This window comes from Desulfoscipio geothermicus DSM 3669 (genome assembly GCF_900115975.1).
GTDB classification, from domain to species: domain Bacteria; phylum Bacillota; class Desulfotomaculia; order Desulfotomaculales; family Desulfallaceae; genus Desulfoscipio; species Desulfoscipio geothermicus.
Window position 1 is genome coordinate 76,710 of sequence record NZ_FOYM01000013.1, and the last position, 14,903, is coordinate 91,612.

Genomic DNA, 14,903 nt, shown 5'->3' on the forward strand with positions numbered 1-14,903 from the left:
GGTTATTGATCCTCCGCCAGGGCGATGGTTACGCCCGAAAATTTTTGTTTCGGTAATATTAATTCACCCTTTCTTGCTGCCAGAAGTGCTGCGGGTTCACACACTGCGGGAACCCCTATTTTCTGTTTTACAAAATCGGAATATTGCATGGTTAGGGGCGTTGTTCGAATAAAATCATTTATTTGCGCTGCTGTATACCAAACCAGGGGCACTTTTAAGGCCTGGGCCGCTTTTAGTAAACCCGGTTCACCGGCCTTGCGGTCAATGGTGGCCAGGGCCCTTACGCTTAACCGGGATCGCTTACTTTTAGCCAGGGCGGTCTTAATGGCCGTCAATATTTTTTCCCCGGGTGTGCCCGACCGGCACCCCACTCCCACCACCAGGTTACGGGGACGCAAAAACATGGTATTGTCGGGGAGCGGGTCGTAAACCCGGTTGGTTGCTATAACCTTATAATCGGTGTGGCCGGCCGGGGCGGGATAATCATTGATACTAAAAAATTTTACGTTGTTAACATCATCAGGCAAGGTATCTGTCTCGGGCAGATAAAAATGTACGATTTTTCCGTTAACAATGGCACTGTTAACCCGACGAACCGCCGCCGGGGGATCCAGAGCCCAGCCGCGTTCTCTGGCCAGTTCGTCCACCGCCGGCAGGCCGCGCACATCGGTGGCCGTGGTGATTACGGGCCTCGCGCCAAGGGCGTTCGCTACATGGCGGGCCAGGCTGTTCGCCCCCCCCAGGTGACCGGAGAGTACGCTGATTACGTTCCGGCCCGCCTCATCAACAACCACCACCGCCGGGTCGGTGGTTTTGTCTTTGATATGCCCGGCAATCATTCTGACCACGATACCCAGAGCCATGACAAATATAATCCGGCGATGGCGGGCAAATGCTGTACCCACTGCGGGGGCCAGCGCTTGAAATCTTACGCACTGGCCGGCTGCGGTAAAATCCCTGTCGGGGGCGTATAAATATACCTCCTGGCTGTTCCGGGACAAAATTTCCTTGATTTGCCGTCCCAACAGGTAACCCTGTTTGGTCAGGCAGAAAATGGCGGTGCTCAATTTTTATCCCCGCGGAAGCCGTGGGAAAACCCTTCGTCATACAGGCGCGAAGGAGTGTAGGCGGCTTTTAAGGCATTTCCCACTGTTATCAGGGCTGTACGGGTGATGCCGGCTTCTTGCACCTTGCCGGTAATGTCGGCCAGGGTGCCGGATATAACGCGCTCATCGGGCCAGGAGGCCTTTTCCACGACTACCACCGGAGTTTCCGGGCGGTAGCCGCCCGCGATCAACTCACCGGTCAGCTTGTCCAGAAGGTGTACGCTTAGGAAAATGCACATGGTAGCTTCGTGGGTTGCTAATTTCTTGATGGATTCCTTTTCCGGCACCGGCGTACGGCCTTCCATCCTGGTCAGGATAACTGTCTGGGTGATGCCGGGCAGGGTAAGCTCGTGGGGCATGGCAGCGGCGGCCGCCAGAAATGAACTGACGCCCGGGATTACTGTAAAGGGCACTGATGCTTCTTGCAGGGCGTCCATCTGCTCCTGGATGGCACCGTAAAGGGAAGGGTCGCCGGTATGCAGGCGGGCTACATCCTGACCGGTGCGATACGCGTCAATCATTATTTGGATTATCTCCTGCAAGGTCATGCCGGCGCTGTTGTAAATCCTGGCATCGGCGGCGCACATTTTCAGCAGTTCCTTGTTGACCAGTGATCCGGCATAGATGACCACCGGGGCCCGGGCTAATATTCTAGATCCTTTGACAGTGATCAAATCCGGGTCGCCCGGTCCGGCGCCGATAAAATAAATCATTAATAATCCCTCCGCTTTTTAACTATCAATAAGGACATGTAGTGCAGTTTCTGTTCCTGTAATGTATCGAGTTGATCTGAGGCGAATTGGTCGGGAAAACCGCAGCGGTTAACGAAGTAAGTGGCAATATTATCAAAACGGTTGAAATATTCTACTAACTCGGGCAACCGCCGGTTTACTTTCATCAGCACTACAGTATCAAAGGTTTCCATGATACGCTGCAAGTCATCAAGGTCATAAGCTGCGGGGATCACGGCCAGTTTTTCTTCGCCCTCCACCAGCGGTTCGTTGATGTAGGCCGGACAGGCTGTTATGGAAGATACCCCGGGAATGGTTTCCACGGCAATATCCGGATGATTGCCCCTGATATAACGCAGTAAGTAACCGTAAGTACTGTAAAGGGTGGGATCTCCAATGGTGATGAAAGCTACGTCCCGGCCGTGTAACAGTTCTTCGGCCACCATTTGGCCGGCCTGCCGCCAGCTGTTTTCCAGCACCGCCCGGTCTCTGGACATGGGAAACTCCAGTTCAAGCAGTTTATGGTCGCCGGGGACGACCGCCTTGACGGTGGTCAAAGCCAGGCTTTCTTTCTCCATGCGTGATTTGGGTACGCACAGAACGTCCACTCCGGTTAATATCCTTTGTGCTTTTATCGTCAACAGTTCCGGGTCACCCGGCCCGACGCCGATGCCGTAAAATCTACCAGCCAAAATATTACACTTCCTCCCTGTTTTTTTCCGCGGTATATATGTAAATCGGGTTCAAAGCCCGCCACATGTGCACCTTTCCCACCGATGCAACCCGGGAGATATTGACCTGGATTAGTTCCCCGCCCCACTCGCTTAAGAATTGTTGACAAACCGCCAGCGTTTCCAGGGTCACCGCATTTACGACCACTCTTCCGCCCGGCTGCAACCTATGCATCACCAGTTGGAAAATTTCGGCCAGCCGGCCCCCGCTTCCGCCGATAATTACGCGGTGGGGATCGGGCAGTTCTTGGAGAGCTTCCGGGGCTGCGCCGGAAATTAAAACTACGTTTGCCACAGCGAATTTTGCTATATTGCTTTGGGTCGCTTCCAGGCCCCGGGGGGTTCTTTCCACGGCGTACACGGTGCCGCCGGGCACCAGCAAGGCCGCTTCCACGGACAGTGAACCGGTCCCCGAACCGATGTCCCAGACTGTTTGCCGTGGGGCCAGCCGGGCCTTGGCCAGGGTCAGCACCCTGACTTCCTCCTTGGTCATGGGCACTTCGTTCCGGTTGAAGAGTTCATCCGCAATGCCCGGAGTGGAATAAGGCCATTGATCATTCATTTTTTATCACCATCACGCAATTTTGAGCTTGCCACTGTTGTACCTGGGCCAATTCCTCCAGGGTGGTCGCATTTATTGTCTCATTAGGATAAGAGAGATTGCAACCCACGAACACCGTTCTGTTACCCGTTCCGGCCCGGAGCAGGGTCCGGGCCAGTGCCGCCGGGTTATGTTGTGGATCGGTCAGGGCAACAACCTTATGGTGGTTTTTAACCGCTTCGATCAGGGGGGCAACATCCCGCCCGTGGCAGCTGGTCAAGTATGCATCATCCCAGGTGATGCCCAGTTTGGCACAGGCCAGTTGTACCGAAGATATACCGGGGATGACATTAATATCGACGCCCGGCAGGCGGCGCTTGAGGGCGGCCAAAATGCCGTAAAATCCCGGGTCGCCCGAAGCCAGCACAGCAATTTTCCTTTGTGCGTTAATTTTTTCTGTAATAAACCGAAATAGGCCGTCCAGGTCTTTGGTAATGATATACTTTTCTTTTATCAAGTTATTAAATAACGTGAGCTGTCTGCGCCCGCCCACCAAAACATCAGCCTGACTGACGGCCTCTTCCGCTGCCCGGGTCAGGTATTCCCGGCTGCCCGGCCCCAGCCCGACTACGGTGATATCCGCCAACCCAATTCCCTCCCGATTAACCGGGCCTGTTCGTCCGCGGCCAGTATTTCACCGCGCATGGAAAGCAATACCGTGCCCACGACAAGCCGGTCCCGGACGTGGGCAGTCGCTCTGGCGCTGGCCCTTTGGGCGGCCATTGCCAGTACCCGGGTTAGATTATGCTGCAGCAGTATTTCCACTATGGCCTCGGTGGTGGTACTGTTTAAAATGGCATTTACTGTGGCAGAGCCGGCTCCCGCCGCTGCGGCCAGCGCCGCAAAGGTTTCCTGTCTGGCGTCAGCCAGCTTGCTGTGGGTATGAAATATGCCGGCGGCTACTTTGATCAGCTTGCCGCAGTGTCCCCACAAGATAACTTTTTTAATACCCCGCTCAACGCAGCCTTCCAGCATAAAACCCACGAAGTTGCCCATTTCGACGATTGTTTTTTCCGGCAATCCCCTGTCTGTGGCCCATTTGACACCCATTCGACCGGGTGTCAAAAGTACTTTGTCAAAACCGTGGGCTAAGGCCATGTCAATCATGGGCAACAGGGAATTTTTAAAGGCTTCCTCGGACATGGGACGTACAATGCCGGTAGTCCCTAAAATGGAAATGCCGCCTACAATACCCAGGCGGGGATTGAGAGTGCGTTTGGCGACCTTTTCACCGCCCGGCACACTAATGGTGACGGAACACCCTGTATTTTCAGGCAACACTTCGGCTACGGCGGTTTTGATCATCCAGGCGGGTACGGGATTGATGGCGGGCCCCCCCACCGGGACCTGCAGTCCCGGCTGGGTGACCCTTCCTACTCCCTCTCCGCCTTTTATGGAAATTAAATTGCTATCGTCGGGCACTAGCTCGGCAATAACTTCCAGGCCGTGGGTTACATCGGGATCATCGCCGCCATCCTTCAGCACTGCCGCACCCTGCCCTTGCGGTAGGCTGATATAACGCTGCACGGGCACCCAAATTTGGTTGCCCTGGGGATTGGAAACTGGCAACCGTCCGGGGTATTGGTTTTTAAAAAGTGCCGTAGCGGCGGCTTTGGCCGCTGCGGCTGCGCAGGCTCCGGTACTGATACCCGTTCTCAGTTTTTTTTGGGCTACCATATTATAATTCTCCTTGATAAATAAACCCGCTCCGGTAAATAGAACGGGCTAATAATCATTAACCACAGTTGTTTACCTGCCGGATTTGACCAGCTGTACACGTATGTCAATATCCACCAGCAAACGATAAGGGCGGCACATCTGAAAAATACGGGAAGTCGTTCTTTCTCCCAGGTATTCCTCCAGGTCTTCCAGATTGATGTTGCTGGTAATAACGGTCGGAAGTAGATAATTCAACCGGTAATTAATAATGGAAAATATTTTGTTGCGCGTCCAGTCGGTATAGTTATGCGCGCCCAGGTCATCCAGTACCAACAGGGGGACTTCCCTGGCGGTATCCAGTAATTCCGACTCGGTCATAGGATTTTGCTTGTGGGTATCATAAGTTGCCTTGATCTGGTCCAGTAAATCGGGCACCACCACAAACAGCAAAGTTGTGTTCCTGGCCAACAGGGCATTGGCTATGCAGCAGGCCAGAAATGTTTTACCGCTCCCCACCGGACCGGTTAATAATAGCCCCTGGGTGTGCGGGTCTTTCAGGTAACTGCGGACGAAATCTTTCGCGGCCTGTACGGTGATGGCGGCGGAATCGCGATAGGAAATTTTTTTGACCGGGTCTATTTTTGTTGGCGAATAAAAGTGCAACGCAAACTGGTCAAAGGTATATTGAGTAAACTTGGGCGGTATCCGGGCCGCTTTTATTTTATTGTTGATGACGCGCATCTTAATACAGCTGCAGGGCTCGGCCACGCCGTTTTGGACAACCAGCCCGCGGTCGGCGCATTTATTGCAAGTATAAGTCAAATCCTGACAGACCTTTCTAACTCATATAAAGAGATTGGATCAAACTCTTTTTATCACTTTTTTTATCGTTGTGCAGCCGGGCGCCGGCACCCGGTTTATTGCTTTGTTTTGTTTTAAATTTCCTGTCATATTCTTCAATGTTCGCGGGTGTTCTGATATTGTTTTTTTCCCACTCCAGCAAAATACCATCAATATATTTAAAATTATGTTTGCCCATCAGCACGGCCCGGCGCAAAGCCTCTAACACCATAACAGGGGATATTTTCTGTGACCAGATTTTGATTTGTTCCACTTCCATGGGGGAAAGGGGCCGGCCAAATTCATTTTCAAAACTGGTATATAAGTTTAGTGCCTTATATGAATCCATATTACCGTCCGTTAACAATTTTTTGATTGTTTCGTTTTCCTTTACTTTAGTACAGGCCCAGACCTCGGACAGTTTTTCAAATAATGGTTCGAAATCGTATCCCTTGATGACCAGGTTTTGTTCCGCGTCAAAAAAGTCCGTAATCTTGAGCAATTCCTTGTGGACTAAACTTTCCAGATCGCCGGTGATTTGTTCTTCATTGCCGGATAGTAGCTCTCTAAGCAAGGAAGGAGCAGGCAAATATATTTTTTCTTCAGTCCGTAATCTAAACAACTGAATAAGCAGCATCATTTCGGTATCCGAGATGCCCAGATGTTTATACAATTTAAGCAGCAGGTTCGGGATGGCCGTGGAGCCATGCGTAAACAAATCCGTCCCGAAGGCGGCGGTAATATTGCCCTTTTTATACTTTTTAACAGTTCCACCCTGCCTTATATTACCCATTGATATCTCTCCTTAATCTAAGCCTAAATTTATTTTATGGCAGGGTGGGCAGGTTTGTCCACCCCTTTTGCGGATCGGGCTTGCGACCGGTAAAGGTTGCTGCCTGCAGATCAAACTGTTTTAGCAACCGTTCCGCCGCTTGTAAACCTTGCCCAATTTCACTTAAAGAATGGGCGTCGGAGCCGGTGGTAAAAATTTGCACTCCCTGTTGCAGGGCTGTTTGCACAATGGCCTTTGAGGGGTGTAAATCGCCTAGCTCGCGGCGTAGCCCGGAGGTGTTGATTTCCAAGCCGATATGGTGCCGGGCCATATATTTAAATATTTTTTCAATATAACCCCGGTGCATTTCCTCAATATTATTACGGTCCAGGTATACTGTGCCGTAGCGTCGGTAAAGGTCAATATGTGCCATGCAATCAAACAGGCGGCTTTTTACAGCCGCTTCCAGTGATGTGAAATAATCCTGAGCCACCTCCGCACAGGTCTTGCCGGCAAAGTGAACGGCGCATTCCTTTTTTGACGATATGGCCACATGGTTTAGACAGTGAATGGAACCCAGCACAAAATCAAAGGGAAAGCCAGTCAATATTTTTTCTATGTACATTTCCCGGCCGGGCTCGTAACCTACCTCAATACCGGCTTTTATAACCAGACGGGGAGAAAATTTTTCCCGGGCCATGTTTATTTCCTGAAAATAAAAATCCAACCACTGCAGGTCTTCCATGGGCATGACACGACCGTTGCACCGTACGAACCAGTCCAGGTGTTTCCGGGCCTCGTCCACTTCCAGGTGGGGTGTGAAGCATATTTCCGCCAGGCCGATCTGCATCGCCCGAACACAGTATTCGTCAATACCCACCGGCGCGGCGTCAATGGAGTAACCGGGATGAACATGGTAATCCACCAATTTAATTGTATCAGACAATGTTGGCCCCCAACACGGTTTCCATTTGCTTCAACGCCCATTGATGGGCCTCTTCGTCAAAGCTGGCCACCCCGTTCCGGTATACAATAACCTTATAGTCACGGTTGCAAAGTTCTTCCACGGTATAAAGCACGCAGATATTTGTACACACTCCCACTACGTGTACTTCATCAGGTTTAATCCGCTGCAGGATTTCCTCAAGATTGGTGTTATAAAAGCCGCTATAACGGTTTTTCCGAACCAGTTCAACTTTTGATCCGGATGTTATAACGGAAGCCAGTTCCCTTATTATTTCCGCTCCCGGCGTATCTTTTACGCAGTGTTTGGGGAACCGGTGAAATTCAAGGTCGTCCGGTTCGTGAGCGTCCATGATAAAAATAACCGGTTCACCGCCGGACGTAAAGGTTTCTACGATGCCGGATACTTTTTCTATTATTTTTGCTGCACCGGGGCCGCAGTAAAGGGCCCCGTTTTCACTCATGAAGTCATTTAACATATCCACCACCAGTAATACTCTACCGGCCAATGATTATCACCTCGCATTTTTAGTTGATAACCGGGTCGTTGTTAATCAAGGCAGGGAAACCGGTTGGTTAAAGCGCCAGTTTTACAGCGGTCCCGCTGGCGGTGACCATCAGCATGCCCTCCCTGATCACTTCGTAATCCAGGTCGATGCCTACCACGGCATTGGCGCCCAGCCGCTGCGCTTTGGCGGCCATTTCTTCCAGGGCGATTTCCCGGGCTTGGGCCAGCTTGGCCTCATACGCGCCGGATCTGCCGCCCACGATATCGGTGATGGTGGCGAATATGTCACGGACTACGTTGGCTCCCATAATGGCCTCGCCGCACACTATCCCGAGGTAACCGTCAATTTTTTTGCCTTCTACCGTCTGGGTGGTTGTTAAGATCATGACCGATGCCTCCTCGATATGGTTTACACATTAGTAATTTACTGCAAAGGCAAAAAACAATCCTGCCAATTTGCAAAATGTTGTAGTAAATAATCAGGACCCTCGCTAAGAGGGTCCTGAAAAAATGGGACTATCTTTAATCAACTTTCGGCCTGGGGTAAAGCCCACTTCTCTCGACGATTTCGGGCACCACTTCTTCCCAGGCGATGGCCATAACGTGCACGCCGTGTACCCCTTTGATATTCTCTTTGATGTATTTGATTTGCTCAATGCAAATCTCTACTCCTTCGCGTTTGGGATCTTCGGCGTTTTTCAACCGCTCCACCAGTTCGTCGGGTACAATCATGCCGCTGACGTTGTTTTGGATGTACTTGGCGGCGCGCCAGCTTTTCATCGGCGTTACGCCGGCCAAGATATGCACCCGTTCGTGAATGCCCCGCTCCCGAACCATTTCCATGAAGCGCTCAAAGCGCTCCATGTCAAAAATGCACTGGGTCTGGATAAATTGGGCTCCGGCCTCCACTTTCTTTTCCAGGCGGGCCACCCGGAATTCAAACGGGTCGGCGAATGGGTTGGCCACCGCCCCGATGAAGAACCGGGGCTCGTGCTCCTTGATTTCCTCGCCGGAAAAGAATAATTTTTCGTCTCGCATGCGGCGCAGGTAATAAATCAACTGCATGGAGTCAATATCGTAGACGTTCTTGGATGTCGGGTGGTTGCCGAATTTCTGGTGGTCGCCCGACAGGCAGAGAACATTGCGCATTCCCAGGCTGTAGGCGCCCAGGAGGTCGGACTGCATGGCGATCCGGTTGCGGTCGCGGCAAGTCATCTGTACGATCGGCTCAATGCCGCAGCTTTGTACATGCACGCCGGCAGCGATGCTGGACAGGCGGACTATGGCAGTCTGGTTGTCAGTGATGTTGGTGGCATCCACGTAATCCCGCATCATTTCGGCGTGATGGCGGATCCCCTCGGCAGAGGAATGCTTGGGCGGTCCGATTTCCGCGGTAACCGCAAACTGACCGTTGTCTAATATTTTTTGTAATTTGCTTTCAGTTTTCAATCGATCATCACATCCTCCCTGACAGCCTTGCGCGGTCCGCCGTCACGGGACTTGGACCAGTCTTTGGGCGGCTGGAACTCCATTAATTTATCAAGTTTACCCAGTGCGCTCATTCTGTCATAGATAAGCTGCCAGGCGCAGTCCACATCCTTGCTGATTTCGCATTTGCCATACTGGGAGCCGCCGCAGGGTCCGTTCAAGATGCTCTTGGAACAGCGGATAATGGGGCAGATACCGCCGGTGCGATGCAGGATGCAGTCACCGCAGAGCCCGCATTTTTCTTCCCAGTTACCATGCACGGTTGAACCGCCGATGAACTTGGTGTCCAGCGCGGGTACCACCCATTTATCATTAAAACGCTCGGCCAGGTATTGCACGCCTACCCCGCAGGCCAACGACACAATGGCATCCACGTCCTGCACCATGTTACCCAGCATGTCGACATATTCCGGGTCGCACTGCCGGGTTGCGGTATAGGTTACTGTTTCCAGGGGGTTGTCTTCCATTTTGCGCATGATGCGCAGGGAGGAAGCCATAACTTCCGTTTCCTTTTCACCGCCGGCCAAACAAACGGTCACACAACCGGCACAGCCCACCAACAGCACCTTTTTACAATTGCTGATCATGGCTGCCACGTCTTTGACGGGCTTTTGTTGGGCGATAATCAAGCAGCGCCACCTTCTTTCTTGGCAGACTTATTGAGGGGATTGGGCCCCAACTCCATAACGCGGTCGGTCATTATTTTGACAATTTCAGCAAAACGTTGACCTTGAGCTGCAGACAGGTTGAAGAAATCCAAACGGTCACCGCCAAAACCAATTTCATCAAGGATTTTCTTAACCTGATGCACGCGCTTCTTAGCACGGAAATTTCCCTTCAGGAAGTGGCAATCACCCTCCATGCAGCCGGCGACAAACACACCATCTGCGCCGTCTTCAAAAGTCTGCAACAGCACACGGTGATCTATGGTGCCTGAACATGGCATTTCAACAATTCTGACGTTGGGAGCATACTGTAACCTCATCGAACCTGCCAGGTCCGCTGCAGAGTATGCTCAGTAATGACAGCAAAACGCTACGATCTTTGGTGAGAATTCAGCCACCTTAACGCACCTCCTTAAATAAACCGTCTATCATTCTCATGTACATGCGATCGTTATATCCTTGCAAGGTAATGGCTTTATTGGGACATTCTCCGGCGCAGGTTCCACAGCCCTGACAAATGACTGATTCAATTTCCGCTGCGTAATTGTTTACACGGGGTGCGTTAAAGGGACATAACCGCACACAGGTAAGGCAGGCCGCGCATTTATCGGGTTGAACCACCGCGACCACGCCGTGGGATTCCAGAACATCCTTGCTGAGGATGGTGGCGGCGCGTCCTGCAGCAGCTTTAGCTTGGGCGATATTCTCCTCCATGTTTTTAGGTCCGTGGGCAATACCGGCCATGAAAACGCCCTCAGCGGCGGAATCCACGGGACGCAGTTTCATATGCGCTTCCAGGAAGAAACCATCCGCATTCAAAGGTACCTTGAACAGCCGGTTCAATTTGGCGTTGTCTTCCGGCGGCAGGATAGCCGCGGCCAGACCCACTACGTCAGCCGGAATTTCTATGGGCAGCCCGAGCACATGGTCGGTAACGGTAACCTTGATGGTATTGCCGTCCTTTTCCACCGCCGGTTTACTGTCGGCGTTGTAGCGGACGAAAATTACACCCTTTCGCCGTGCTTCCTCGTATAATTCTTCCAGGAATCCGTAGGTCCGAATATCGCGGTACAGAATGAATACGTTTGTTTCAGGGTTGATTTCTTTCAATTTCAGCGCCAGGCTGATGGATTTAGAGCAACATACCCTGCTGCAGTATGGCCTATCGGGTTCCCGGGAGCCCACACAGTTGATGAGCACCACATTTTTAGCGTCTGTGACCTGTCCCCGGTAAATGGCTTCTTCCAGTTCCAGGTGCGTCATAACCTTGTCGTTCTCGCCGTACAGGTACTCTGTGGGCCTGTATTCCTGTCCGCCGATGGCGATTACTGTCACGCCGTGGTTTATAACGGTTCCGTCTACAAGCTCGGTCTTGTAGTTGCCTACGTAACCGGAAACATCTTTTATTTCAGCCGAAGTATAAGTTTTAATCAGCGGGTTGTTATTTATTTTGCCGATTAACTCACTGACAAACGCTTGAATGTCTTCACCCTTAAAGCCTTTTCTGATCCTTTGGGCCATGCCGCCCAGCTCGGGTGATTTCTCTACCAGGTTTACTTCGTAGCCTTGTTCCGCCAGACTCAGGGCATTGGTCATGCCGGTAACGCCGCCGCCGATAACCAGGGCGGACTTGGTGACACTCACCGAACCCTGCTTGATGGGTTGCAGCAGGGTGGACTTGGCGACGATCATCCTGACCAGGTCCTTGGCCTTGGCAGTGGCTTTGTCGGGCTCATGCATGTGCACCCACGAACACTGGTCCCGGATGTTGGCCATTTCAAACAGGTACCTGTTCAAGCCGGCCTCTTTCAACGTTTCCTGGAACAGCGGCTTGTGAGTTCTGGGGCTGCAGGAAGCCACCACTACCCGGTTCAAATTGTATTCATTAATTATTTGTTTCATGGTGGCCTGGCTGTCCTGCGAGCAGACGTACAGATATTCGCCTGCATACACTACATTGGGCAGTTGCTTGGCCATTTCCACTACTTCGGGAACTTTTACAACCCCACCAATGTTGATACCGCAGTTACAGACAAATACGCCGATTCTGGGTTCCTCACCGGTCACATCACGCTCGGGCGGGAACACCCTTTCCTTGACCAGGGTGCCGCGCACGTCGCCAAGCAGGCTTTCGGCAGCAGAAGCTGCGGCACTGGCCTGCATAACTGTTTCGGGAATATCTTTCGGACCGGCAAATGTACCTGCCGCAAAAATACCGGGTTGGGTTGTGCCGACACCTGTTAAGGAAGCCAATTCCGCGAAACCGTATTTGTTTAATTCCAGACCCATCATCTGTCCCACTTCCATAGCTTTCTTGGAAGACTGGAAACCTACGGAGAGGACTACCATATCAAATTCTTCGGTACTGATGGTACCGTCTTCATTGGCATAGCGAATGACCAGATTTTTGTCCTCACCCTCCGCCTCGGTGATCTCATAGATGCGTGAGCGGACAAATTTAACGCCGTGCTCGTTTTTAGCCCTTTCGTAATACTTTTCAAAGTCCTTGCCGTAGGAACGCATATCCATCATAAAGATGGTGGTATCCAGTTCCTCGGCGCTATGCTCCTTGGCGATAACTGCTTCCTTGATGGCATACATGCAGCATACTGAGGAGCAGTAATTATGCTGTATTCTGGCGTTCCGGGAACCGACGCATTGAATCCAGGCAATCTTGCGTGGTTCCTTGTCGTCATAGGGTCTGACCAGATGCCCGGCATAGGGCCCGGAAGCGCTCAAGATGCGTTCAAATTCAATACTGGTAACCACATTGGGATATTTTTTATAACCGAAGTAGAATAGATCGGTGGGATCGCACAATTCCGCGCCGGAACTGAGAACGATGGAACCGACTTCAACTTCGACTTCTTCATCCTGCATTTCATGATTAACAGCCTCACGCAGGCAGGCCTTGACACATTCGCCGCATTCCGAACAGACGGAGCAGTTGAGGCAGCGTTCAGCTTCCCGGCGGGCGTCTTCTTCGCTAATCCCCAGGGCAACTTCTGCAAAATTCTTGATCCGCTGCTCGGGATCAGTGAAATTGCCGACAGTCCGTGGATTTGACACCATTACTGCAGGGGCGTGTTTGGGGAACTCGGCGACGTCATCTTGGGAATAGGTGCTGAATTTAATGGTAGCTTCTTCGTTCCTGAGATAACGGTCGATGGAACAAGCGGCTTTTTTACCTGCGCCGATGGCGTCCACCACAGTGGCCGGGCCGGTGACAACATCGCCTGCGGCAAAAACGCCGGGTACGTTGGTGGCCAGTTCATTATTAACGATAATGGTATTCTTTCTGGATAACTCAACTGTGCCATTAAGCCCGGATGCATCAGGCGACTGGCCAATGGCGACAATAACATTGTCCACGTCGATGGTGAACTCACTGCCAGCCACGGGCACCGGACGGCGCCGCCCGCTTTCATCGGGTTCGCCCAGTTCATTTTGAATGCATTCCAATCTAGCGACTTTTCCATCTTTTCCGTGCACAGCCACCGGACTGGTCATCATCTTGAAGATAATGCCTTCTTCTTTGGCCTCATGTATTTCTTCTTCAGCTGCTGTAATTTCAGCTTCTGAACGGCGGTAAACTATGGTTACCTCTTCCGCTCCCGTGCGCAACGCGGTGCGGGCAGCGTCCATAGCCGTATTGCCGCCGCCGATTACGGCCACGCGTTTACCCAGGGTGACTTTTTCGCCGAGACTGACCCGGCGCAGGAAATCAACACCGGGAATAACACCGCCCAGATCCTCGCCCGGTATATTCAGTAATACACCCTTGTGAGCACCGATGGCAAGGAATACTGCTTTGTAACCCTGGTTCATCAGGTCGTCTACAGTTAACTGCGGGCCCAGCGGCGTATTGGTTTTAATTTCGACACCCATTTTTTCCAGCAAGCTGATTTCCAGGTCGACAATCTTCTTGGGCAGACGGTATTCGGGGATACCATACCTGAGCATGCCGCCGGCCTGGGGCAATGCTTCAAAGATAGTTACGCCATATCCCTGCTTGGCTAACTGGTAGGCAGCGGATAAACCAGCCGGGCCGGATCCGATAATGGCCACTTTAAAGCCATTGGATGGCGCCACTTCCGGCAGCGGCAGCTTATCCAGGTCACGGTAAGCAACGTCGGCAACGACACGCTTTAACTCCCTGATGTTAACCGGTTTATCGACACTTTTGCGGTGACATTCCGATTCACAGGGATGCGTACATACCCGGCCGCAAATGGCCGGTAATGGATTATCTTTGTAAATTAATTGCCAAGATTCAATAAATTTCCCTTCTTTAACCAGCTGTACATATCCCTGGGCATTTACGCCTGCAGGGCAGGCAGCCTTACACGGGGAGGTACCTTTCTTTTCAATGGAATAAGCAGCAGGCATAGCCTGGGCATACATTTTGTAAATAGCTTTCCTTTTGCCCAGGTCAGCATCAAATTCACTGGGTACATCAACCGGGCAAACGTCTTTGCATTCGCCACAGCCAGTACACTTCTCGAGGTCGATATATCGCGCCCGTTTACGTAATTTTACCTTGAAGTTACCCGGCTCACCTTGAACATCAAGGATATCGGTAAGCATATATTTTTCAATGTTCAGGTGTCTTCCACACTCTACAAGTTTGGGAGAAAGAATACACATGGAGCAATCATTGGTGGGAAAAGTTTTATCCAACCTCGGCATAGTTCCGCCAATGGCCGGTGATTGCTCCACTAGATACACGTAGTAGCCGGACTCTGCAAGGTCAAGTGATGCCTGGATGCCGGAAATACCGGCTCCTACTACCAGTACCGCTCCAACTTTATCTTTATTCATGCATCACACCCGTCCTCT

At 51.7% G+C, this 14,903-nt stretch carries 15 protein-coding genes; all 15 read right to left on the minus strand.

Translation table 11 applies throughout. The annotated features are described in order from the left end of the window. Positions 1-2: 2 nt before the first annotated feature. The 15 genes from BM299_RS09410 to BM299_RS09480 all read right to left on the minus strand — a co-directional run bounded on the left by BM299_RS09410 (position 3) and on the right by BM299_RS09480 (position 14,885). A complete protein-coding gene (locus tag BM299_RS09410; RefSeq protein ID WP_092483349.1) occupies positions 3-1,067 on the minus strand; it encodes a cobalt-precorrin 5A hydrolase in 1,065 nt (354 codons plus the stop codon). Then, complete coding sequence (cobM, locus tag BM299_RS09415; RefSeq protein WP_092483351.1) at positions 1,064-1,819, minus strand: precorrin-4 C(11)-methyltransferase; 756 nt, start codon at positions 1,817-1,819, stop codon at positions 1,064-1,066. The genes BM299_RS09410 and cobM overlap by 4 nt, the downstream gene beginning before the upstream one ends. Then, a complete protein-coding gene (gene cobI / locus BM299_RS09420; protein WP_092483353.1) occupies positions 1,819-2,529 on the minus strand; it encodes a precorrin-2 C(20)-methyltransferase in 711 nt (236 codons plus the stop codon). The genes cobM and cobI overlap by 1 nt, the downstream gene beginning before the upstream one ends. A 4-nt stretch (positions 2,530-2,533) precedes the next feature. Next, complete coding sequence (gene cbiT, locus BM299_RS09425; protein WP_092483355.1) at positions 2,534-3,130, minus strand: precorrin-6Y C5,15-methyltransferase (decarboxylating) subunit CbiT; 597 nt, start codon at positions 3,128-3,130, stop codon at positions 2,534-2,536. Further along, complete coding sequence (cbiE, locus tag BM299_RS09430) at positions 3,123-3,755, minus strand: precorrin-6y C5,15-methyltransferase (decarboxylating) subunit CbiE (protein WP_165608253.1); 633 nt, start codon at positions 3,753-3,755, stop codon at positions 3,123-3,125. The genes cbiT and cbiE overlap by 8 nt, the downstream gene beginning before the upstream one ends. After that, positions 3,737-4,846: a cobalt-precorrin-5B (C(1))-methyltransferase CbiD gene (gene cbiD / locus BM299_RS09435; protein WP_092483359.1), complete on the minus strand. Its 1,110-nt coding sequence runs from the start codon at positions 4,844-4,846 to the stop codon at positions 3,737-3,739. Before cbiD ends, cbiE begins: the two co-directional genes overlap by 19 nt. 72 nt (positions 4,847-4,918) lie before the next feature. Next, positions 4,919-5,650 carry an ATP-binding protein gene (locus BM299_RS09440; RefSeq protein WP_245779713.1) on the minus strand — a complete coding sequence of 244 codons (732 nt, stop codon included), beginning with the start codon at positions 5,648-5,650 and terminating at the stop codon, positions 4,919-4,921. A gap of 16 nt (positions 5,651-5,666) precedes the next feature. After that, positions 5,667-6,461: a DnaD domain-containing protein gene (locus tag BM299_RS09445; protein ID WP_245779714.1), complete on the minus strand. Its 795-nt coding sequence runs from the start codon at positions 6,459-6,461 to the stop codon at positions 5,667-5,669. A gap of 34 nt (positions 6,462-6,495) precedes the next feature. Further along, positions 6,496-7,386: a histidinol-phosphatase gene (locus BM299_RS09450; protein ID WP_092483361.1), complete on the minus strand. Its 891-nt coding sequence runs from the start codon at positions 7,384-7,386 to the stop codon at positions 6,496-6,498. Beyond that, the gene (locus BM299_RS09455) at positions 7,379-7,912 is read right to left on the minus strand and encodes a cysteine hydrolase family protein (protein WP_092483363.1); all 534 of its coding nucleotides are present in this window, start codon (positions 7,910-7,912) and stop codon (positions 7,379-7,381) included. Before BM299_RS09455 ends, BM299_RS09450 begins: the two co-directional genes overlap by 8 nt. 67 nt (positions 7,913-7,979) lie before the next feature. Then, entirely contained in the window at positions 7,980-8,297 is a 318-nt protein-coding gene (locus BM299_RS09460) for a YbjQ family protein (RefSeq protein WP_092483365.1), read from the minus strand. 136 nt (positions 8,298-8,433) lie between these two features. Further along, positions 8,434-9,360, minus strand: coding sequence for a methylenetetrahydrofolate reductase (locus BM299_RS09465; RefSeq protein WP_092483366.1), 927 nt, complete (start codon positions 9,358-9,360; stop codon positions 8,434-8,436). Further along, the gene (locus BM299_RS09470; RefSeq protein ID WP_092483368.1) at positions 9,357-10,028 is read right to left on the minus strand and encodes a methylenetetrahydrofolate reductase C-terminal domain-containing protein; all 672 of its coding nucleotides are present in this window, start codon (positions 10,026-10,028) and stop codon (positions 9,357-9,359) included. Before BM299_RS09470 ends, BM299_RS09465 begins: the two co-directional genes overlap by 4 nt. Further along, positions 10,025-10,462: a hydrogenase iron-sulfur subunit gene (locus BM299_RS09475; RefSeq protein WP_092483370.1), complete on the minus strand. Its 438-nt coding sequence runs from the start codon at positions 10,460-10,462 to the stop codon at positions 10,025-10,027. Before BM299_RS09475 ends, BM299_RS09470 begins: the two co-directional genes overlap by 4 nt. A gap of 1 nt (position 10,463) precedes the next feature. Next, positions 10,464-14,885, minus strand: coding sequence for an NAD(P)-binding protein (locus BM299_RS09480; RefSeq protein ID WP_092483372.1), 4,422 nt, complete (start codon positions 14,883-14,885; stop codon positions 10,464-10,466). Between the last annotated feature and the right edge of the window lie 18 nt (positions 14,886-14,903).